The sequence below is a fragment of the Bacillus jepli genome, assembly GCF_047238305.1.
GTDB lineage: Bacteria > Bacillota > Bacilli > Bacillales > Bacillaceae_L > Ferdinandcohnia.
On the sequence record NZ_JBDFMO010000001.1, the window covers coordinates 1,744,506 to 1,766,843 of the forward strand.

14 protein-coding genes are annotated in these 22,338 nt (G+C 40.9%); all 14 read left to right on the forward strand.

The features are described from left to right. The first annotated feature begins 23 nt into the window (after positions 1 to 23). The 14 genes from ABC371_RS08550 to ABC371_RS08615 all read left to right on the forward strand — a co-directional run bounded on the left by ABC371_RS08550 (position 24) and on the right by ABC371_RS08615 (position 22,172). Positions 24 to 737, forward strand: a complete 714-nt coding sequence (locus tag ABC371_RS08550; RefSeq protein WP_412896410.1) for a hypothetical protein — start codon at positions 24 to 26, stop codon at positions 735 to 737. Between the two features lie 5 nt (positions 738 to 742). After that, positions 743 to 2,137 (forward strand): Mbeg1-like protein, encoded by a 1,395-nt coding sequence (locus tag ABC371_RS08555; RefSeq protein ID WP_412896411.1) that lies wholly within the window; start codon positions 743 to 745, stop codon positions 2,135 to 2,137. 24 nt (positions 2,138 to 2,161) lie between these two features. Continuing rightward, positions 2,162 to 2,353, forward strand: a complete 192-nt coding sequence (locus ABC371_RS08560) for a hypothetical protein (RefSeq protein ID WP_136379701.1) — start codon at positions 2,162 to 2,164, stop codon at positions 2,351 to 2,353. Positions 2,354 to 3,123: 770 nt separating this feature from the next. After that, a complete protein-coding gene (locus ABC371_RS08565; RefSeq protein WP_116353249.1) occupies positions 3,124 to 3,426 on the forward strand; it encodes a WXG100 family type VII secretion target in 303 nt (100 codons plus the stop codon). 40 nt (positions 3,427 to 3,466) lie between these two features. After that, positions 3,467 to 3,769: a pore-forming ESAT-6 family protein gene (locus ABC371_RS08570; RefSeq protein WP_116353248.1), complete on the forward strand. Its 303-nt coding sequence runs from the start codon at positions 3,467 to 3,469 to the stop codon at positions 3,767 to 3,769. A 66-nt stretch (positions 3,770 to 3,835) separates the two neighbouring features. Beyond that, positions 3,836 to 5,092 (forward strand): DUF6382 and FHA domain-containing protein, encoded by a 1,257-nt coding sequence (locus ABC371_RS08575; RefSeq protein WP_412896412.1) that lies wholly within the window; start codon positions 3,836 to 3,838, stop codon positions 5,090 to 5,092. A 148-nt stretch (positions 5,093 to 5,240) separates the two neighbouring features. Then, entirely contained in the window at positions 5,241 to 6,008 is a 768-nt protein-coding gene (locus tag ABC371_RS08580) for a PP2C family protein-serine/threonine phosphatase (protein WP_412896413.1), read from the forward strand. 189 nt (positions 6,009 to 6,197) lie between these two features. Beyond that, complete coding sequence (locus ABC371_RS08585) at positions 6,198 to 8,138, forward strand: protein kinase domain-containing protein (protein WP_412896414.1); 1,941 nt, start codon at positions 6,198 to 6,200, stop codon at positions 8,136 to 8,138. Positions 8,139 to 8,198: 60 nt separating this feature from the next. Then, a complete protein-coding gene (locus ABC371_RS08590) occupies positions 8,199 to 8,786 on the forward strand; it encodes a hypothetical protein (RefSeq protein WP_412896415.1) in 588 nt (195 codons plus the stop codon). A gap of 174 nt (positions 8,787 to 8,960) precedes the next feature. After that, positions 8,961 to 14,312, forward strand: a complete 5,352-nt coding sequence (locus ABC371_RS08595; protein WP_412899303.1) for an Ig-like domain-containing protein — start codon at positions 8,961 to 8,963, stop codon at positions 14,310 to 14,312. Between the two features lie 78 nt (positions 14,313 to 14,390). Continuing rightward, positions 14,391 to 15,599: a hypothetical protein gene (locus tag ABC371_RS08600; protein WP_412896416.1), complete on the forward strand. Its 1,209-nt coding sequence runs from the start codon at positions 14,391 to 14,393 to the stop codon at positions 15,597 to 15,599. A gap of 25 nt (positions 15,600 to 15,624) precedes the next feature. After that, complete coding sequence (locus ABC371_RS08605) at positions 15,625 to 15,966, forward strand: hypothetical protein (protein WP_412896417.1); 342 nt, start codon at positions 15,625 to 15,627, stop codon at positions 15,964 to 15,966. 494 nt (positions 15,967 to 16,460) lie between these two features. After that, the gene (locus ABC371_RS08610; protein ID WP_412896418.1) at positions 16,461 to 17,270 is read left to right on the forward strand and encodes a hypothetical protein; all 810 of its coding nucleotides are present in this window, start codon (positions 16,461 to 16,463) and stop codon (positions 17,268 to 17,270) included. Between the two features lie 198 nt (positions 17,271 to 17,468). Next, positions 17,469 to 22,172, forward strand: a complete 4,704-nt coding sequence (locus tag ABC371_RS08615; RefSeq protein WP_412896419.1) for a lamin tail domain-containing metallophosphoesterase family protein — start codon at positions 17,469 to 17,471, stop codon at positions 22,170 to 22,172. Positions 22,173 to 22,338: the final 166 nt, after the last annotated feature.

Genomic DNA, 22,338 nt, shown 5'->3' on the forward strand with positions numbered 1-22,338 from the left:
TCATAATAGGAGGAACAGGGTGTATGAGTTCAAGTAGTGCAGGAACAGAGGAGAAAGCAATTCAATATTTAGAAGAGAAGTATGGGAAAGAATTTGAGGTCATGTGGTCTAAAGAAGGAAGTAAGCTTTTTGAAGATTTGTATGGTGGCGACCTAATTACTGTTCATCCTAAAGGTGAACCGGAAATCGTGTTTACTATTCAGGAGGACGGAGACGAATACGTGGATCTTTATTTACCTGCTAAGTGGGCAAACGAACTACAAAAAAAGGTAGAAGACCAAATTGCTAGCGAATTTCCACCTGAGACTCGTTTCAAAGTCATTTTACGCAATACAGGAAATGATGAGAGTCTTAAGAACCAGTCAGTAGAAGAAATTCTTAAAACTGGTAAAAATGTTGGTGTAAGCATTATTGCTGGTATAAAAACCTCTGGCCAACCAGATGTGAACCAGTACAGTCAAGGTATTTATAATGTGTTTAATTTGTTAAAAGGTTTAGATACTAAGCAATATGTTCTTTCAGTAGGATTTGTAGATGAATCAGAAGACATTGATGAATATATTAATACAGCTTATATCAACAATATTCCTTGGTCGAATTTAGATGCAAAAGTTTATGGTGAGGTTAACGTAGATTTTCGTTTAGATCCTGAGAACCCTAGCCCTAATGTCGAGCCAAGCATGATTTTAGAAGGACCCGAAAACGTTATTGAGAATTACGAATCCTTTGGGGAGTGATTGGGATGTCTCTTAATAACATAACTGAAAATGAAAAATATATCTTATTGCAGTTATCGTACATGGATATACCTCAAGAATATCGTCCAAGTGGAAATAAATCGTTTACCTTAAATGAAATAGTTTATGGAATAGATAGGGATGCGTTAAGTAAAGATTCGAAAAAGACCTATGACCTGATAATTGAATATATGGATGATAATAAAAAATCATCTCTACACGAAATAACATTAAGTGGGTACCAAAACAACAATCCTAACGGGGGCAACAATTCAAACGGGGATTCAAACTCAGGGTTTGTTGGATACGCTCTAACTGATAAAGAGGGCAATGGTACCGCATTATTTAGAGGTAGTGAAATGGCTGGAATTGGTGATTTAGCAACTGACTGGGTGTCAAATGTGGAGGCCGGTATCGGAATTACGATTCAACAGCAAAGAGAAGCAAATGAATTTTATTCAACATACATTAAAGGTCTAGAAGGTCAACAGTATGTATTTGGACACTCTAAGGGAGGAAATCTTGCTGAGTATGTACTTGTCCATAATCTCGAAGATGAAAAATTGACCTCTTACGTTGTGAATGGGGCCCCTTTATATTATTGGACTCTTACACAGGCGCAACGAGACGCTTTAAGGGATCGAAATACTTTTATTGTACATGAAGGGGATGTTGTTTCTTCTCTTGGTTATGCTCCATATGTTGATAAAACTGTTGCTGTCAATACAGAGGATAGTGACCCTTTGTATGCCCATGGCTTGGATAGTGTCGATTTTACACACAAGGGAGACTTTAAACATGCATCTGAGGGTGCATCATTAGTCAGGAATATTGCAAATCCAGTTGCTGGAGCTATTTTTCTAGCAGTTTCACTTCATCCAAAAGTGTTGGCGTATAGAGCGGCAGCGGCGATTCGTGATGCCACTTTATATATCCTAGAGGCAGCCAAAAGAGGACTTGAGAAAGCAGTTCACTGGGTTAAAGACCAAGCAACAAAATTTATTGCAAAGATAAAAGAATTATCTCAACAGGTCAAGGATGAAATTAACCAATTTTTATCGAACGTAGCAACGAAAGCCGCAATGCTTTTTGTAAAAGTAGTCGCAAAGCTAGGTGGCTACTTCCCGGTTGAACCTTACTTAAAAGTAAATGTCGACAGGCTTTACTACTACGCGCAAAGGCTAGAAGCAGTAAAAAGGCGAGTCAGCCTGCTTAACGATAGGATTGACTCCCTCTATTGGGAGGTTGACCTATTAGATATTCGTCATGTTTTAAGCGCAGATATTCTGACTTCCTTTTCATACAGGCTCAATCAAAACATTAACTACCTAAATACCGCAGCCCGATTGCTAGAGTCGAACGAAACCAAGCTAGTCGGGAAGGCAAGGATTATACAATAGGAGAAAACTAAAGGAGGTACCCCCATGAAGCCTCATGTGCGCCGGAAGATTAATAGCATTATTTCAGAAATCAATGCGATCTCTCGTGAACTCGATGAAATTTCGAATGGTCTAAATCGAGAATTTAAGGGGATTGGCTCAACCAAAAGTGCATCCAGCCTTCAAAGTGCAGCTGACAAATACCGAAGAGTCGGCTATAACCTGAGGAGGATTTAAGTTTTGAAGCTTCGGAGACTAGCAAGCTAGAAAAATTGTTCCGATTTGGCGGGGCGTTTTTTGAGAAAGGGAACGAATCTGAGGATTTTGTTCCTGATTGCTTTCGCTTTAGGTGAAAAAGGTAACGCAAAGAGGATAATCGTGCCCGATTGGCAGAAGTTTGGAGAAAAGGGTAACGCAAAGACGTTAATCGTACCAATTCGAGTTTGTAACACGAGAAATGGGTACGAATTCCCGACCTGAAAACCTTTTTAGATAGTCCTTTTTTAAAAAAAGAAATGAAAGCAGGTTAGCGGTCTATCAAAGGGCTGATTTATACAGAATGATATACCGCAAACTTGGTTATCGGTATATAGAATATCCAGAATCTTATGCGTGATATACCGCAAACTCGGTTATCGGTATATCGGGGGTCCAGAATCTCAGGCGTGGTAAACCGCAAACTCAGTTATCGGTATATCAGATGCCCGGAATCGCAGTCGTGGTATACCGCAAACTTAGTTATCCTTAGTTATCGGTATATCAACAAGCTTAAAACTCAATCATGGTATACCGCAAACCTAGTTATCGGTATACCGGGGGGGCAGAATCGCAGGAGTGATATACCGCAACCAGACCCAAAGGTATACCACCAAACCCGAAAGGCAAACCAGGTATACCGCTACACCCAAGCACGGACCCAAAACCGTGCACCAACACGAATCCAAAGTTCTCTCGGCCCAAAACCGAGTTAACTCATACATATTTAACGTAAAGGAGGTGAAACCACAATGGCACGTTCAATTACAGTTGATCCAGCGAAATTAGAAACTTCAGCTACTCGCATTGACCAACAATCTGCTGACTATGAGAGACTTTACAAGGCTCTTTACACAGAGGTTGAAGGCATGGGCGCAGCATGGCAAGGTACTGATAATATGGCATATGTTTCTCAAATCAAGGGCTTCATGGATGACTTCCAAAAAATGACGAACTTGATGAGACAATACTCTGAATTCTTAAAGCTAAGCGCAAAAACATACCGTGAAACACAAAACGAAGTAGTAAACCAAGCACGTCGCTTAACAAACTAATCTCGATACCTACTAAACTATCAAAAAAGGAGGTGCCACCATGGCAGTTGATGGAATCAAAATTTCCCTTGGCGAGGTTAGTAAAACCGCTGGCCAAATCCGTAACCTAAACCAACAGCTTTCTACGGCATTAGAAGACATCAAAAAGGAAATGAACGGCTTAGCCGCTACATGGAACTCTGATGCTTCTAATACAATTCGCGGAAATTTCAATGCATTGGCTCCACGCTTCGAGGAGTATCGTCAAGTCATTGATAGCTACGCAAAATTCCTAGACAACACAGTTACAAACTACAACGCAGCTGAAACAGCAATTAACAATAACGCTAGCGCATTTAAATAATCCATGAGGAGGGCAATTGGCCTCGCCGGTTGTCCTCACTCACTTTTAAAAATGGGAGTGCAAGAAATGATCAAACATGTTGATTTACATATTGAAAATTATGGTGTTTCGAAATTCATCTTTTACAAGGTGCCATCTGAAATCCGTGTTGATTTTACAGAAGCCGATAAGCTAAAAAACAACAAGGTTCCAGGGCTTTTGCCTTGTGTCGTGATTAACAAGGGAGATGAGGCGTACTTTCGCTATGACCTGGTGTCTGAAGCAACGCTTGCACAAAGCTCAACGAACCAACTCAGCAAAGAGCAGCTCCACTCATTTTTTACCAACATTGTCGAAACAATAATAGACGCCGAGCGACTTGGGTTGAATGTGAACAACTTTGTTTTTGATGAGAACTACATCTTCATTGATAATTTTTCAAACAGATTAATTCTACTGTACATGCCAATTAAAAATAATATTTTTGAAAAGGTATCAATCCGGGAATTCTTCACCAACTTCTTACACTCCCACTCCTATGATGAAAATGATGACCTCACCTTTTTTGTGCGACTACATAATTATTTTGCGACATCAGAGGAAATCAATCTATATGCGCTTCAACAAAAGCTGCATGAGCTGTTGGTGAACAAGCCGGCTTCACCTCAAAGTTTTACTAAACTGCCGATCCAGGATGAGGAACCTAGGACACCCAATTACTATAGCCCTGGTAGTGAAATTAAGGCATCTGAAGAAAATGGTGTCCTTACATCCGAATACAGCAGTAAAAGGTCTGATAAAAAGAAAAGTCAAAAGCTGGAGATTGAGGAAGAGGTTCAGTACAAGCGAATCACGCGTACCGAGCTTGGTGAAGGAAATTCCGTGTTAGCCGGTGGAACCTCCATTAACATTAAGCCGAATGTTGGTAGCCCAATTTCATTTGACACAGATGAGCCCGAGGAGGAAGAGGGCACAACTGTCCTTACTGCTTACAAGGAACCAGAGGAGGAAGAAGGAACAACAGCACTTGGTGTTGGCACGAGTTTCCATCAGCAGAGCCCATTCCTCCTTACAGCCACTCAAGAAAAAATCATGGTGTCGAAGAAAGTGTTTAAGATCGGGCGTGACCCACAACAAACGGATTATACATCAAAAAATAAAGTAGTTGGGCGCGTGCACGCAGAGTTGATTACCGAAAACGGAGAATACTTTATCGTCGACAAGGAATCGCGAAACGGCAGTTATGTAAATGGCATCAAGCTTGTGCCGAAAAATAAGGTGAAAATCAAGCATGAGGATAAAATCAAGCTTGCAAACGAGGAATTTGAATTTAGGCTCTTTTAAATTATTATTGTCTAGCTTCAGCGCCAAGCCCCTCGAGGTCACAACCCATTCCGTCAAGAAGGTTAAAGAGCAACCTTCTGGCTGGCCTGTCTTGTGCTTGTCGGGGCTGAGCAAGGCGCTTACGCATTTCATAATTGAGGTGAAAAATGTGGCGTTTATACATGCTTACCACACGGATGTTGGAATTAAGAAAAAAATAAATCAAGATGGCTTGCTCGTGAAGACGGCCAAAACACCAAATGGGTATGTCGGGATGTTCGTGGTCTGCGATGGAATGGGTGGGCTTTCACACGGGGAATTGGCGAGTGCCACGGTCGTTCGGGGTCTCTCCGATTGGTTCGAAATGGAGCTACCAGACCTGCTTCACTCGGATCAACAAGATGAGGACATCCGCGAAGCACTCGAAGCCTGCATCACGGAACAAAATGAAAAAATCCTAGAGTACGGGGATGAAACAAATGCCCAAGTTGGAACAACGGTGACGGCACTTCTCATTATTCATTCACGTTACTATATCGTACATATTGGCGACAGCCGCGCTTATCAAATTCAGGAACAGGTGACAAGGCTAACGAATGACCAAACCTTAGTAGCACGTGAGGTGGAGCGCGGAAACATTACACCTGAGCAAGCCTTAGAGGACCCAAGACGCAATGTGCTTTTACAATGTGTGGGTGCAACAAAAGAACTTGAGGTTGTCATCCTGACCGGTGAGACCGAGCCAGGAACCGTGTTCTTGCTTTGTACAGATGGTTTTTACCACAAAATCTCAGATGCGGAGCTACTCGAAGAACTACGACCAAACCCATTTTTAAATGAAAAGCAATTAAAATACAAGGCAATTAAACTAGTCGATGCCGTAAAAGAACGAAAAGAGGTAGATAACATCTCTATCGTTCTTGCGCATGTCGTGTGAAGGGCCATATTTCGGTGACTTGAAGATTTGAATTCAGATATAGTTATCCAAGTCTAGCTTCAGGCGCCATCGGCTCTCTGGTCTAAGCCAATCGCTTCGGAAGGTAAAATGCACCTTCTGTCAGCGCTCGTCTTATGCTTGTCGCCGATAGACGGGCGCCTTGCGCTTTTCAATTTTGGAGGAATTACGTTGATTAAAATCGGAAGTTTTATAGATGATAGATACGAAATATTGAAGGAAATTGGGCGCGGTGGGATGAGTATCGTCTATTTGGCGATGGACAACCGGCTGAACAAATCTCTCGTCGTCAAGGATATCCGCAAACGCGACAATAGCAACAATGAGCTTCTCATCAATAGCTTAGTTGTCGAGGCGAATATGCTGAAAAAACTCGATCACGGCGCGCTTCCAAAGATTTACGACATCATCGAATCGGAGGGCGACATTTATGTCGTGATGGACTATGTCGAAGGTGAATCGCTCAAGCAAAAGCTGAAGCGGGAAAAAGTGATTTCCGCAAAGCTAGTGATTAACTGGGCGAAGCAACTAGCTGAGGTGCTTCACTATTTACATACGAGAAAACCGCATCCGATTATTTACCGCGATATGAAACCAGATAACATCATGCTCACACCGGAAGGAAAAATCAAGCTGATAGACTTCGGGATTGCACGTGAATTTAAGGATGAAAGCCTGACAGATACCACCAATCTCGGTACGAAAACCTATGCCGCACCCGAACAACTTTCTGGAAAACGCACCGATGCCCGAACCGATATTTATAGCTTGGGCTTGACACTGTACCAGCTTATCACTGGAAAAAGTCTTGCAGACCCGCCGTATGAGGTACGGCCAATACGTCAATGGGACCCAACTTTACCGGAAGGGCTCGAACATATTATTTTAAAATGCACCCAGGCTGAACCAGAGAATCGGTACCAGACATGTGAAGAGCTTCTATATGATCTCGAAAACATCAACAAGCTCACTGCTGGTTACCGAAAAAAAATGATGAAGCGACTCTATCTCTTTTTAATACCAGCCGTCTTGTGTCTTGGTTTTTCAACGACTTCTGTAATGGGCTATCAAGGTATGAAAAATGAGCAATTCCAGGATTACATGGGGCTTGTCAATGAATCTAGCATTGCGTTAATTGAAGGTGATGATACCGAGGCAATTAAGTTGCTAGAAAAAGCAATCAAGGTTGACAAGGGACGCGCATCGGCCTACAACAATCTGCTCGACGTCTATATCAATCGAAATGAAGTGGACACCGGCCTGTCAAAGATTGAGTCCTATGTGAAAGACGAATACGGGAATATTCATAAAAACAGTGAAGTTCTTTTTAAACTAGGGATGACGTATTTTGACCGGAAACGAGATTATCCTGTGGCACTGAAGTATTTTAAACAGGTGAATGAAAAAGAGATACCGGACGCGACTTATTATATGACGCTTGCGACAACATTGGGCGGGATGAATATTGATTATGATCAGTTCTCTACGAATCTCTTGGAGTTTGAGTCGTATAACGACAATCTCCCAAACAACGCCAAAAAGGTAGATAACTATAATTCACTTGCGAATATTTACATTTCGTATAAGGGACAAATCGCGGATGCCAATACAAAGTCGATTACAGTCGTGCAAAAAGCGCAGAGAGTTCTCGAGTTGGCTCCAGACGAGCAACTGCAGCTCAAATACGAAATTGAATTTGAGCAAAAGCTTGCCCAGGCTTTTTATAGTCGAGGTGTAAATTCGGGGGATCAGGTTGCTGCCCGTGACGATTTCGAGCAGGCGATTGAGCACTACAACACACTGCTCGAATTGAATGTGCCGAACAGGGAAGAAGTAATGGTCAATATCGGCGTCATTTATCAGGAGATGAGAGAGCATTCTCAAGCAGTTGAGAAATTTGAAGAAATCATTAAAGAGTATCCGAAAAGCCTGAACGCGTATGTAAAGCTTGGCAATCTGTTGCTTGATATTGAGCAAGGCAAACAGGAAGACCAGCGAAACTACAGCAAGGCGAAGGAAGTCTTTGATAAAGCAGGCTCACTTGAAGGTGCTAAAGACAATGAAGCCTATAAAAAGCTTGCAAGACGCATGGCGAATTTAAATATCACATAGTGGGACACAGGGACAGGTACATCGTCCCATGTCCCGGTAATGAAAGGGGGAGGCTCTCGTTTGGAATATCAAATCATGTTTTATGGGGGATTAGCGGGCGCGTTAGTTACGCTCATCATCTCGATCATCGTCTATATGAAACTACAAATCTCTCAAGTTTTTGCGGACATTACAGGAAATCGATTTAAGAAAAAGAAGAAAAACGACCGCATATCCCTTGAAGGTCAGGAAACGAAGAAAACAACAAGTGAAATCAAGCTTCGGAAAAAGGAGGTTCCAGTTGCGGCATCGATAGAGGACACAGCCCTCATGAGCCAGGAACTCGAGCCAACCTCTTTGCTAGAGGAAACAAACATCGCATCCACGGCATTGCTGGTAGAAAGAAATTCGGCAGAGGAGACGTCACTATTGGAGGAAACCTCGCTTTTATCAGAGGAAACGGCCCTTTTACAGGATGACGATGAGACAACATTGCTAGTGGATAATGCCGAAACCTCGATTCTCCTTGAAGGTGATGGCGAAACAGCCATCCTCACAGAACCAGAGGAAGAATCCGATTTCGCAATTGAAGTGGACGTGATGATTATTCATACAAATAAAGTCATTAACTTTATTCAGCAGAAGTCTTCTACTTCTCCAAGAGGATGAATGCAAAAAAGGGTATACAATTCATTCGGGGTTCAAAATCCGACTGAATAAAGTTAAGCCTCCGGCGGATGCCTCAGATTTTCAAAGGAAACTTTTCGAGCAAGCTCAAAAAAATCTGGGCGCAAATACGCCAAGGCGCATTTGATAAAAAAGGAGCGTAGTAAAGTGATAGCAATGATCTCAAAAAGCTACCGAAAAAACAAATCGGTCTTCTGGATCCCGATTGCGATTGTGTTGGTGCTGTCGGTGTTATTTTTGAATTTAACAGTTTTTTCTTCGGACGCACCACCGGAGCGAATCGTAACTTTTGAAAGCAAAACATGGAATATAGCGGACCAAGTGAGTAAACCAACCTGGAAAACGAACTCTAGTAATATCGAGTTTACTTTGGATTTAAAGGAAGATTATGCGGATTATATAAAAAAATTAACTGAAGAAAATAAGCTTGAGGAAACAACAATTACTAGACCCTTTAATATAGTTGCTACTTATAATGGAACAGCAATAGGTGGTATTAATTACTCCGAAAGTTCACCAGAAGAAAAAGGAAAGTATTTAGTGGATTTCCTTATTCCAGCTGAATTTACCAATGTAGATGGAAATCTTGCTCTTACAATTAACTTTTCTGGTAACGCATGGGGAATTCCTACAGAAGCCAACACAGATTTTACGATAGAAAGGGATGTAACTCCGTTAACCGTGGTAGCTGAGACGAAAAAGGATGGAAAATACCAGTCACTCGAAACAGACGCCGTTTTTGAAAATGAAGCTATTGTTAGATGGAAAATAGAAGGTTCCGAAGAGGAAATTGAATCGAAAAATGTAATAGCTACATTAGATGGTAAAGAGAAAAAGGTTGATGTGAAATGGGATTATAAAGAAAATGCTGCAATATCAAACGATGTCAAGTTAACGGACATTGGTGATTACGTAATTACTGTTACGGCAATTGATGATGTAGGGAATTCTACAGAGAATCGAGCAACCTTTGGATTATATAAAGAAGACCCAAGATTAAGTATTACAGAAACAGCTACTCCTGGCTTTTATAATCAAAAAGTTACAATCACGATTAATAATGATATCAAAATTCGTGAAGCATACTTTGATCGTGGAGATGGTCAGCAAACACCATTTAGCTATAAAGGTAAAACTGCTTCTCTTGAGATTACAGATGAGGGTTCACATAGTATTAAAGTCTATATTGTAGACAGAAAAGGGGAACATTCATTTACCCCGCAACAGTTTGTGATAGATACCGAAAATCCTACAGTTTCAATTGATGGTGTAGAAGATAACGGAATTTACGATGGATCTCAAAAAATCAAGATAATTGCATCTGATACAAATCCTAATCCAAGTCAAACAGAACTAAGAGTGACAAGGGACGGTACAGAGGTTTTAAAAGTCAAAGGTTCTGAAGCACTTAATAATGAGCATTCGTTTGATAAAGAAGGATTATATGAAGCAGTCGCAACGTATACAGATAAAGCTGGAAACACTGCCAGTGAAACTAAAAACTTTAAAATTGACCAAAGTATTCCTGAATTAAGTATCGGCGGAGTGAGCGATAATGCCTACTATAATAAAGATGTAAAGGTTGATTTTTCAGTCAAAGATTTAACTTTCGATATTAAGAGTACCATTTTAAAAGTAACCAAGGATGGTATCCTATATAGCAAAGTGATAGATTTCATTGAAAACTTGTTAGGTGGAGGAGCAAGTCATACATTTACAGAGGACGGAGCATATACTGTAACTCTTGACTCAACCGATTTGTTAGGGAACATTGCGGAGACAAAGTCTATCAATTTTACAATCGACAAAACTAAACCACAAGTGTCTGTAACAGGCATTACAGATGGTAAAAAGTATAATGGAGCTATCGAATTAGCCATTAGTGCTACTGATAAAAATTTAGACAATAGTAAAACAGTGTTAACGGTAACGAAAGATAATAAAACTATGACATACAAAGGGGAAGACGCACATCAACCTCATAGTTTTACAGAAGAAGGAGAATATATTGTCAACGTAGACTACTTCGACAAAGCTGGAAATAAAGCTGACTTCAATCAGAAATCTTTTATAATTGACAAAACAGCACCTGACCTCTACATCGAAGGTGTAAACGAAGGTGAGTTTTACAATGATGAAGAAAAACCGGTATTGTTTAGGGTTGAGGATTGGAATATTGACTTAGACAATATTGAACTGACGATTACAAAGGATAATACGGACTACTCAACTGAAGGAATCGAATTCAAGAAACAGAAGAATCGAATCGCGGAGGCAGAGCACGTCTTTACCAAAAATGGTGATTATGTAGTAAAACTAAAGTCAACGGACGAGGCAGGAAATGTAGCGGCAGAAAAACAAGTCAGCTTTACAATTGATCAAACTCCACCGGAAATCGAATTTACGAACATCGGTCAAAATGGAAGATACAGTGATGATCGTAATGTTACCATTACGGTAACAGATATAAACATGGGTGAGTCAACTGCGACCGTGAAGTACAATGGTGAATCATATAAAATTGACCCATTTGTTCTTGACGGGCAAATGGCGACAACAAACCACAAGTTCACCCAAGAAGGTGTTTACGAACTACAGGTTGTTTCAACGGATAAGGCAGGAAACGTTAAAACAGAAACGAGAAAATTCACAGTTGATAAAACTGGCCCTGCGATTAAGTACTCCATTGAAGATGGAAAGTATTTTAAAGACAATAAAGTGAGCCTAACTGTTACTGTTGATGATTACACACCATTTGTTCCTGAAATCACAGTGAAAAACGGAGAAACACCGGTTGAGGTTCCAACCAATGGTTGGGTTGAGAAAATCAAATGGTTAATTACACAAGAATTAACGATTACTTTAGATGACGAAGGCGTTTATTCAGTTGAAGTAGAGGCAAAAGACTACTTTGGTGCTGTTAGTAAAGAGGATCTCAGGTTTACGATAGACCGTCAAGAACCTAAGATTGTAATCAGCGGTAACATCCCGAACGAAGGTTTTGTCCAAAAAAATAACGAGCTTATCATTGACATCAATGACCTTCATTTTGACGAAACGAAAAATGAAGTACTTATAAATGACAAACCTGTTAAGGATGCGAAGTGGAACAAAACAAAAGCAGGCTACCAGTTCAAACAAAGCTTCCCAGACGATGGTGAATATGAAGTGATTGTTCGCTCTGAAGACTTTGCTGGTAATAAAGCAGTTGAGAAAAAACACAAATTCACAGTGGATAACGAAAAACCGAAAATCTCAATTGAAAAAGTAGAAGATGGAAAGTATTACGATAAAAATCAAACGGCCGCCATTAAGGTGAATGAGTTGAATTTTAAAAACAATCACGTTGAAATCACAGTAAACGATAAACCTTATGAGTGGAAAAACCAAGGTGTTGAATCGAGTGTAGAGATTCCATTCAACAACGACGGCGACTATGTGATTAAGGTATCTGCAAAAGATGCTGCAGGAAACATTGCGGAGCCACAGGAAAAGAAAATCACAATTGACAAAAGCTCTCCTGCTCTAAAAATCACAGGCGTCGAGCACATGACGAATTATAATGTCGACAAACAAGCTTCATTTGAAGTAACCGATGCAAACATCGATCAAACTTCAATACGTGTGACAAAGAACGGCAAGGCTTATAATGTTGGCACACCAGAACAGTCTAGAACAAAAGCTAGCTTAAAGCATGCCTTCAAAGAAGAAGGCAGCTATGTCCTATACTTCAATGCAACTGACAAATCAGGCAACAAAACAACACATGACGAAATTGCGTTCATCATCGACAAAACCAATCCGGTTGTAAAAATTGACGGTGTCGATCATCAGTCCTTTAACCCAACTGGCAAGCGGGTAACCGTTTCTGTTGATGAGTTGAATTTTGGTACTAACTATGTTGTTCTTTCTGTAACAAAGGATGGCAAGGTATTTAACATCGGAACATGGCAAAACAACAATAAGCTTTCAAGCCTAGGCTACAATTTTAATGATGATGGCTTGTACACAGTCGCGATTAGCGCAGAGGATAAAGCGGGTAACGGTCCAATTGCTGCGAACAAGACATTTACAATTGATACAACGAAGCCGACAATCGAAATTACCGGTGTTGAAAATGCAGCACATTATAATGTCGATAAACCAGTTAGTGTAGCAATTCGTGATGTGAACCTTGATGTGAATCGGATTACAGTGACGCGAAATGGTAGAGGCTACAATGCGGGTGGATTTGCGGTAGCGAATCAGACAGCACGACTCAGCCATAATTTTAGCCAGGAAGGTGACTATGTCATCAACGTTGAAGCGATTGACAAAGCGGGCAACCAGTTCACCAACCAGATTGCTTTTACAATCGATAAAACAGCACCAGTCATCACACCGAAGTTTAAAGGTCAAAGCCGTGTGATTAAGGATGGCGAATATATTAATGAAGTATTCACACCTGAGTTTGCGCTTGACCAAGCTGACGACACTATTGTTTCCGTAACGATGAATGGGACAAATGTGACAGGCCGAATTCCAACGGCTTCACTTGAAATGACGTACAAATTCAGTGTTCTGGCACGAGATAAGGCAGGAAACGAATCAACGATCGATATTAGTTTTATCCTTGATACGACAAAGCCGACACTGAATATTACAGGGGTAATCGATGGGTTCTTCAACAAGAATCAAATGCCGACTGTTACTTATTCAGATCGCTATCTAGACACAAGTCGTACGAGAGTTACCTTAAATGGCCGTCCATTTGTAAACGGGCTGCAGTTAAGTGATGAGGGAGATTACATTTTAAAAGCTGAGATTTATGACTTGGCAAACAATGTATCATCTCGAACAATCGTATTTACAATTGATAAAACAGCTCCAGTCATCAAATTTAAGGAAGCTATTTCAGATAAGTATTTCAAGGAAAGCTTGCTTCCGGAGTTGTTAATCGAGGATTTAAATGCGTATGATATCATTTCACAAACCTTAAATGGTCAGCCTTATAACTTAGGCGACCCAATTGAGGAAGAAGGAAAGCACGTGCTCTTCTTCGAGGTGAAGGATAAAGCAGGCAATATTCAGCAACTAAGTGTGGAGTTTATTATTGATAAAACGCCACCGAAAGTGAATTTCGAGGGTGTGAAGAAAAACGAAACATATCGGGACCCAGTGACCCTTTCTATTAGCCTTGATAACCCAAGCGATTCACTTAAGTCTGTGAAAATCAATGGAGAACTCTTCAATGGCGATGTAAAAGAGGTAAACGGTACAAAAGTGGTTACTGTTACACTTTCTGATATCAATAAATACAAAGTTGAAGTGTTAGCTTTTGACGACGCAGGAAACGAGAATAATGAAATCGTTGAATTCGAAATCGTTGAAAAAAGCGTACTCGTCAAGTTCTATGAAAATAAAACGTTATTTGCGGGCACGATGGTCGGAATTGTCGGTGCTGCAGCAGCAGGTGCTGTCGCCCTCCGCCGCAGTATCATCCGCAGAAGAGATGAGAAGGATATGTAACAAAGATGTAGGCATTCGCTGTTTGGCGGATGCCTGTTTTAGAAAAAATAGTTTGGTAGAATCAAAGGAGGTGTAGTTTTGACTAGAATCACGATTAAACCTAATCAAGTAATGGGAATGAGCCCTCAATTAGGGTCCATTGCTTCAAAACTGTCCTCGATTAAGGGAGGCGTGTCTTCTGTCCAAAACTCCATTGATTATCGCATTTTGGCCAGGACTTCTGCACGGTCGCAACTAACTGAAGCAAGTCGATCAATCGATCAATTAGAAACAAAAGTAAAAAGAATAGAGTCCTTTTTAAATCTAGCAGTGACGCGTTATTCGTCGACAGAACGTTACTTAAATGGAGCATTTATGACGATGGAAGCTGTTCGCAATATGAAGCCGGCAATTCCGGAAACAGGTGGGAAAAAGGCCGAGTCGACAAAATCAAAAAACAATAACCCATCAGCACTTGTGCATAAAGTACTGTCCTATTTTAAAACGATTAATGACGGGCTAAGTGCCGGGGACATCGCCTTAGTTGGCTCCCAAGTATTGTCTGTAGCAACTTCAACTTTCTTAATGCGAAATTTAAAAATTAACTATGTAGGCGGTAAACCAACTGTAGGGCAAAGATTTCGCGGACAATATAAATTCACGGTAACCGCAAAGCCTTCATGGACGAGTCGAACAGGGTATAGCTCAAAGATTGCAAGATTTATTCACGACTTTTCACGGTCAACACCTACAAATCCAGTTTCAAAGTTAGCCCATTCTTTTATAAGTTCCTATAGGGGACCAGCTGCCTTGATAAAGCATGCTGCAGGGTTTTCAAAAAACGTGAATGCAGCCATGCAAGGAACAACACTAATGGGGCGTTTTCATAAAAGGATTACGATAGGTTCAAAAGAAGTGGCACAAAACGTCGCGAAAACACGAGGATTTACGGCTGTCGCGAAACGTATTCCATTTCTAGGAGGACTTGTCTCTGTAGGGGCTAATGCCACAGAGTTTGTTGATCCGAAAAATGCTAATTTATCGGTAGGAGAAAAAATAGGTAGATTCAGTGCAGGCGTTGGTACAGACGTAATTGCAATTGCAGGTGGTGCTAAGGTTGGTGCGATGATTGGTAGCTTTGGCGGCCCAGTAGGCATTGTTGTCGGTGGTGCGATTGGCGGTCTTTTAGGGGGAGTTGCCAGCACTAAATTTGGTGATCAAATTAAAGATGTTGGTCAAAAAATTGGTGGCGCAATCGAAAACGTTGGGAAATCAGTTTTCAACTCAGTTAAAAGTTGGTTTAATTAATTTAATATTGATAGGATGAAAAAATATGAATAATGTTACAGAAATAATTGACACAATCACGCTTGTTCTCGCTGCATGGTTCGCACTTCAATTTACTATCAGCCTAGTTACCCTTTTACTAGGCAGTGTTATGGTCGACTACGTAGAATTAGGTATTTTTAGAAATACAAATAATCCATTTCTCAAATTCTTTACTTTTGTCACTCTATTTATTTTTGGGTTAGGTCCATTTATTTATACAAAACTAAGTAAATACTCATGGATTGTTAGGAAACTACTCATGCTAGTCATCACACTAGGCATGGGAATCGTATTCATGATTATCTACTACATTATCAAGGCGTTATTACATGCGATATTTTTGTAGTTGAATATGTGAAAAGTGCTAATCGTGCCCTCACTGGAAGGCAACCAGAAGAACGATGGTAAGAAAAAACAGTAATCATTCCCTCACAGTCAAGCAACCGAAGGAGCGAGGGTATGAAAAGGCGTTAATCGTACCCTCGCATTCAAGCAACCGCAGGAGTGAGTGTATGAAAAAGCGTTAATCGTACCCTCACAGTCAAGCACCCGCAGGAGCGAGTGTATGAAAAAGCGTTAATCGCACCCTCGCATTCAAGCAACCGCAGGAGTGAGTGTATGAAAAGGAGTTAATCGTACCCTCACAGTCAAGCCCCTGCAGAAGTGAGTGTATGAAAAAGCGTTAATCGTACCCTCACAGTCAAGCAACCATTGGAATGAGGGTAAACAAAGACATTAATTGTCCCCTCGTACGGACATAACCAGAAGAGTGAAGGTACGAAAACACAAACGGCTCCGAAAAAAGCACACCACATCTTCAAAACCAAAGGAGGTACCAAAATGAATCATGCGTTAACATGTACAACGGAGGAAATAGCTTTATTGGTTACAGTTTGCGGTTATCCGGCTGTGGCGAAAGGAATCGCAGAAGCATCCTACGGGGAAAAGTCACCTGCGGAGTGGGATGCCATCATGGAATCAACTATCCACCAGTTGGTAATCAAATCGCTTTGGGACCCAGATAAATCTGGGGAAGATGAACACCCCTTAAGCGATGAGATGCAAATTTTTATTAAGCAATATGTAGAATCCAAATGGATGATTCGTTGCTCGAACCTCTCTGGACGAAGTGTTTTAATGATCCACCATTTTGAAGAAGATATTTGGCTTGCCCATGTTATTGCAGAAGACATCATGCATGAATTCGCCTTATTATCAAATGAGGAAATTCCGACGGTCATAAAGGATTTTTACGCATTTGACAACTCAGGCAATCAACTAGCAGAAAATCACGAATTCTTCCTCACTGACCAAGCTTTTGATTGGTTGAGTGATCAGTCAAAGACAGCGAAGGTCCGGAAAAAAGCAAAATTCACACCACCAGAAGAACAGAGCTTCAATTCCTTCATCGAAGACCTGGAGGAACACGAATGGTCACTTTATAATATTTCACACTTTGAGATTCCCAACATAGAGGGAGATTTTCTGCTCGCAAATATTGTTTTCTTTTTACCTTCAACACAAGGAATGTGGATCGTTGAATACGTGGAAGATGCCAAAAAGCCAGTCCACATCAAATTAAATACATACGAGGAATGGCACGAAATGCTAGATGCCGTTGGAGCAGTGGCTGCTTCGGTTGAGGTATAAAATCATATCCCCAAACCAAAGATGACTTTTACAGTCGTCTTTTTTTATTAGTAAATAGGAACTAGTAATGTAACTTAATGCGAGCCTTAATTCCTATTCCTTCCAATTTTATTATAATTTTTACCTTAAGTTTACAAGCTATTAACAGAGTACAGATAAGATTTACATGAAGGACAAAAATTGCGGGAGGAACGCGAGATGATTTTAGGGAAACGAGTGAGAAACAAGCTGAAAAAAGGATTGATTGTCATTTTCACCCTTACCATTTTATTGTCCAATGTAAGTCTTGCATTAGGACCGAAAATGGTATTTGCGGAGGAAAACCAGTCAATTAATTCAGCACTGGAGGCACAGAACCAACAATCTGAGGAACTTGGGGAGGAATCGCCTCCACTAGAACCGACCGACGACCAGACTGAACCTAAGGCAATTGAAGAACCTGAAACCCAGACAGACCCAGCAACCCAGGAACAGCCTGAAACCGAATCGCCAACCGAAGAGGTACCACAAACCCAAGAAGACACAACGACCGAAGAGGCACCAGCAACTCAAGACGCAACAACAACTGAAAAAGTACCACAAACCCAAGAAAACACAACAATCAAGGAGGAAACTCCGCCAGCACCAACTGGTGAAGCACCTCAACCAACCGAAGTGAACACGGATCAGCTTCCACATCTTCTTATTACTGAAATTTCGCCGAACTCAAAGGGCGCTGGGACCGACTATTACGAGTATTTTGAGCTTTACAACAACACCAATCAACCGCAAACATTAACAAATTTCACCTTTACATATCGTTATACCGACACAGGGAAAGACTTGCTCTTTCAAATCCCGGCAACAACTATTGAACCACAAGAAACATTCGTATTTTGGTTTAATAATGGAAATAAAACTCTAGCTGATTTTAACGCGAATTTTGGAACGGATTTACCAGAGGAAAAAGTAGTCCAGTTTACGGATGTCTTTCCTGGATTTGCAAATGGCGGCAACCGTGCTATCGTCATTAAAAATCACCAAGGAACTGAAATTATTTCTGCTAGCTATTTAGCAGGGGAAACGGATAACACAGGGGCTGTTGTCGACTATAAATACCCACCTTCAGGAACGGAAATGGTGAAGCACCAAGTGCTCGCACAGCCAACTCCAGGTGAAATTCAGCAAGCACAGGTTCCAGAAACTCCGGTTAATCTTCCTGATGTTCCTGAGGACACAGAAGCACCTGTGATTACACATACACCAGTCACTAATAGCAAGCCGCTGACGCCAATTCAGATCGAGGCAAATGTAACAGATAACATCGCTATCCCATCAGTGACGCTTTATTACAAAATCGGTGACACATATGAATTTACGACGCTACCAATGAGTCCAAACAATGAAACTTATTCAGCAGAAATTCCGAGTTTCCATGTATTTGAGGATATCATCTATTATCTCGAAGCAAGTGATGGGGTAAATACAGAAAAAACCGCAGAATACAAAATTCAGGTCGTGCAGCCAGAAGTTGATTTTTCAAAAATCCCTCATTTGCTTGTAACTGAGCTTGTCCCCGATTCATCAAATGTAGGGTCAGCTGATGGCTATGAATTTATCGAAATCTACAATAACAGCAGTGAAGACATTGATTTTAAAAATTATAAAATGTACTACAGATATGGAACAGACCCAGGTACCGATGTTGTCTGGCCGTCCGTCCCAGAGGATGTGGTGATTCCAGTAGGGGAAACGCTTGTCTTTTGGATCATCAATACGCAAAACGGTGAGAAAACGGTCTCTGATTTTAACGCCAACTATGGCTCCAATTTGGTTGAAAACAAGAATATCGTTCGTATTTATAGCGACGGTATGGCAAATGGCAGCATGCGTGGACTAGTGATTGGAACAAACACTCATAAAGAGATTTCGGTCGCTTATTACAACGATGAGCCGAACGTAGATGACACCTTTACGAATAAAGGAATCGTCTATCTCTATCCAACTGATAAATCCACTCTTTCCAAAAAGGTGGGCATCCTGGATGCGACCCCAGGCCAGGTTGAAGGCTTCCAAGTCCCAAGTCAGCCTGTACGATTGGAAGAAGACACTGTCCCACCAACGATTGACAATCTAACGAAAACCACCGAGGTGAACCAGAAGGATAATATCGATATTGTCGCAAACATAACTGACGATAAGGAAGTCAAATCTGTCCGTTTGTATTATAAAATTGACCATCAGGATGAATATAGTGAAGCGATTTTACAAGAGAATTACGATGATCTCCTTTATCATCACACCATTTATTCACCTGATTTAATTGGACATAAGTATGTGGATTATTACTTCCTCGTGTCCGATGGAACAAATGAAGTAAAAAGTGAGAGCTATCACGTAACCATTACAAATGATCTTGATGACTCAAGCCTACGACTCAATCTGAAAAACGGGGAAATGCTTCGTGGGGAAAAAATCATCAAGGCGACTTCTGCAGTAGACACGCCAGATAAAATGAAGCTGTTGATTGATGGCAAGGAAGTAAAGGAAGGCATCTACCCGTCCCTTGAACACACGGCGTATTTCGCGTTTGAGGTAAATGGGCTGAATACGTATTTCCAAAACGCCGTTACGATGGGCGAAGAAGTTTTATACGTCATGGATAAAGATTGGCTCACACAGTGGAAAACATTCAGCATTCCAATAGAGCCTGAACGACTTCCGGTAGGTGACACAACGATAACTGTTCGTTCCGGTAACAAGGCATCGCCATTTGATCTTGATTCCGCAGAAAACCGTGATGACTATGATTTGCGAAATGTACGTCTAGTTCTTGCAGATGGAAGGGTGCTCAAGGACCCAAACTACAGTGACCCAACACGTATCCTGAAAATGAACGACAACAATCCATTCGTTGATTTTACGTTTACAATTACCGAAGAGGAAGCACATTCGCTAACCTATCAGTGGGATACGACTTCTGTTAAAGATAAGAAGCACAAGGTCCTCGTTCAGGATGCAGATGAAGAAGTCAGCACAGAGGTTTTAGTTGACAACACCGCACCTGATATTAAAACGAATTTGAAAAAGAAAGAATACAAGGGTGCTTTTACGATTGATGTTGATGTGAAGGATAAGCTTACCGGGGTTGACCAAGTAACGGTCACCTTAGATGGCAAGGAAATTAAGGTACCGTATGAAACAGCGTCCTCTAAGCTTGAGCCTGGTAAACATGAACTTAAGGTTGTGGCAACGGACAAAGTAGGGAATCAAAAAGAAGAGGTTTTTCATTTTGAAGTTGCTGATGAAAATCCATTGAAGCCAGAGCTGGTCTCCCCTAAAGTAAATGCTCAGGTTGATGGCGAACCTGTTTTACAGGTGAAAGTAAAGGATCCTACGAAGGATAAATTAGATGTCACTTTTTATGAGGCGTATCAATACGATGTAAACTCAGGTGTGAAAGGTTTTAAAAATGCAGGGGATTTTGAGCCGCCGAAAGAAATAATACCTGAAGGGGAGAAGGCGTTTACGTCTGAGGACACTTCGCTAGTTTCAAAAGCAGACGGCAAGTATTTGGTATCTGATTCGGATACTCAATTTCCTTATCATCGCTTTGACGTCACAGTAGATGCGTCACTTGATGAAAAGGATCGTGTCGAGCTTTTATGGATAGGAAACTCCCTTGAGGGCAGAAAAGTTTCGATGTATGCATGGAACCACCATACAGAAAAATGGACGTTAATTGATTACAAAGTAGCGGGTAAAGAGGATTTTGAACTCTCCGGTGAAGTTGGCGTGGGTGCCTTTGTACGAGAGTCAAAAATAAATGTGATTGTCCAAGACGAAATTCCAAGCTCTCCAGATGAATATGACTATACCTTCATTTGGATGTCAGACACGCAATTTTACGCAGAGAGCTATCCATATATTTTTGATCGACAAACTGAATGGATTGCCGAGATGAAGGAAAAGCTCAAAATTAAATATGTGTTGCATACAGGTGATTTAGTGAATAAATCAAACCAGGAGTATCAATGGAAGAACGCCGATAAAGCGATGAAGGTACTTGATGACAACAACATCCCATACGGAGTTCTGGCAGGAAACCATGATGTCGATCAAGTGAGTAATGACTATTCCCAGTTTTATAAATATTTTGGGGAAAATCGATTTAAGGATAAACCTTATTACGGTGATTCCTACTTAAACAATCGCGGTCATTATGATTTAATTTCAGTCGGTGGTAATGATTATATTATGGTGTACCTCGGTTGGGGGATTACGGATGAAGGTATTCAGTGGGTGAATGATGTGCTGGCAGCGCACCCGGATCGCAAGGCGATATTAAATTTTCATGAATACTTGCTTGCGACAGGAACTAGACATCCGCTAGGTGACAAGCTCTATAACGAAGTCGTTGTTCCAAATAAAAATGTGATGATGGTGTTGAGTGGTCATTACCATGGGGCACAAACATTAGTTGATGAAATTGACGATAACGGAGATGGAGTTCCTGACCGTACTGTGACACAAATGCTTGCTGATTATCAGGCCGGACCTGAGGGTGGCCAAGGCTACATGAGACTGTTACATTTTGATCAAGACAATAATCGCATTGTGGTTAATACGTATTCACCTTATCTTGATGATTATAATTACTACAACTCAGATGCGTATCCTGAAAAAGATGAGTTTGTGATTGATATGGATTTAACACCAGTAACAAAACGAGTCGCAACCGATTATTTTTCAGTAAATGTCTACACCGATCATGTAATTGGCACTGACAAGGCGAAAAGTGGAAAAATCGCGGAGACAGTATGGAAAGGGTTAGAAAAAAGTCGTTCCTATTCATGGTACGCTGTAGCCGAGGATAAATACACGGGCCGTACAACTTCAGATATTTGGACTTTTCGTAAATAGCACACACTGAAAAAAGGGTTGGAGACGGCCCTTTTTTCGGTTCTAGATTCATTTTTGTAATAATTATTCATATCTTGTTACAAACTAATCCTGTAGATGTATATTTTGTTGCTTTACCACGTTATTTGGCTGGCGTTTACTTGGTTTTGAACCCATGATATACTGC

Bases quoted from the DNA above. Each gene is read 5' to 3' on its own strand.
- ABC371_RS08565 (WP_116353249.1), top strand. From the start codon at position 3,124: ATGGCACGTTCAATTACAGTTGATCCAGCGAAATTAGAAACTTCAGCT.
- ABC371_RS08555 (WP_412896411.1), top strand. From the start codon at position 743: ATGTCTCTTAATAACATAACTGAAAATGAAAAATATATCTTATTGCAG.
- ABC371_RS08570 (WP_116353248.1), top strand. From the start codon at position 3,467: ATGGCAGTTGATGGAATCAAAATTTCCCTTGGCGAGGTTAGTAAAACC.
- ABC371_RS08550 (WP_412896410.1), top strand. From the start codon at position 24: ATGAGTTCAAGTAGTGCAGGAACAGAGGAGAAAGCAATTCAATATTTA.
- ABC371_RS08560 (WP_136379701.1), top strand. From the start codon at position 2,162: ATGAAGCCTCATGTGCGCCGGAAGATTAATAGCATTATTTCAGAAATC.
- ABC371_RS08615 (WP_412896419.1), top strand. From the start codon at position 17,469: ATGATTTTAGGGAAACGAGTGAGAAACAAGCTGAAAAAAGGATTGATT.
- ABC371_RS08595 (WP_412899303.1), top strand. From the start codon at position 8,961: ATGATCTCAAAAAGCTACCGAAAAAACAAATCGGTCTTCTGGATCCCG.
- ABC371_RS08575 (WP_412896412.1), top strand. From the start codon at position 3,836: ATGATCAAACATGTTGATTTACATATTGAAAATTATGGTGTTTCGAAA.
- ABC371_RS08610 (WP_412896418.1), top strand. From the start codon at position 16,461: ATGAATCATGCGTTAACATGTACAACGGAGGAAATAGCTTTATTGGTT.
- ABC371_RS08605 (WP_412896417.1), top strand. From the start codon at position 15,625: ATGAATAATGTTACAGAAATAATTGACACAATCACGCTTGTTCTCGCT.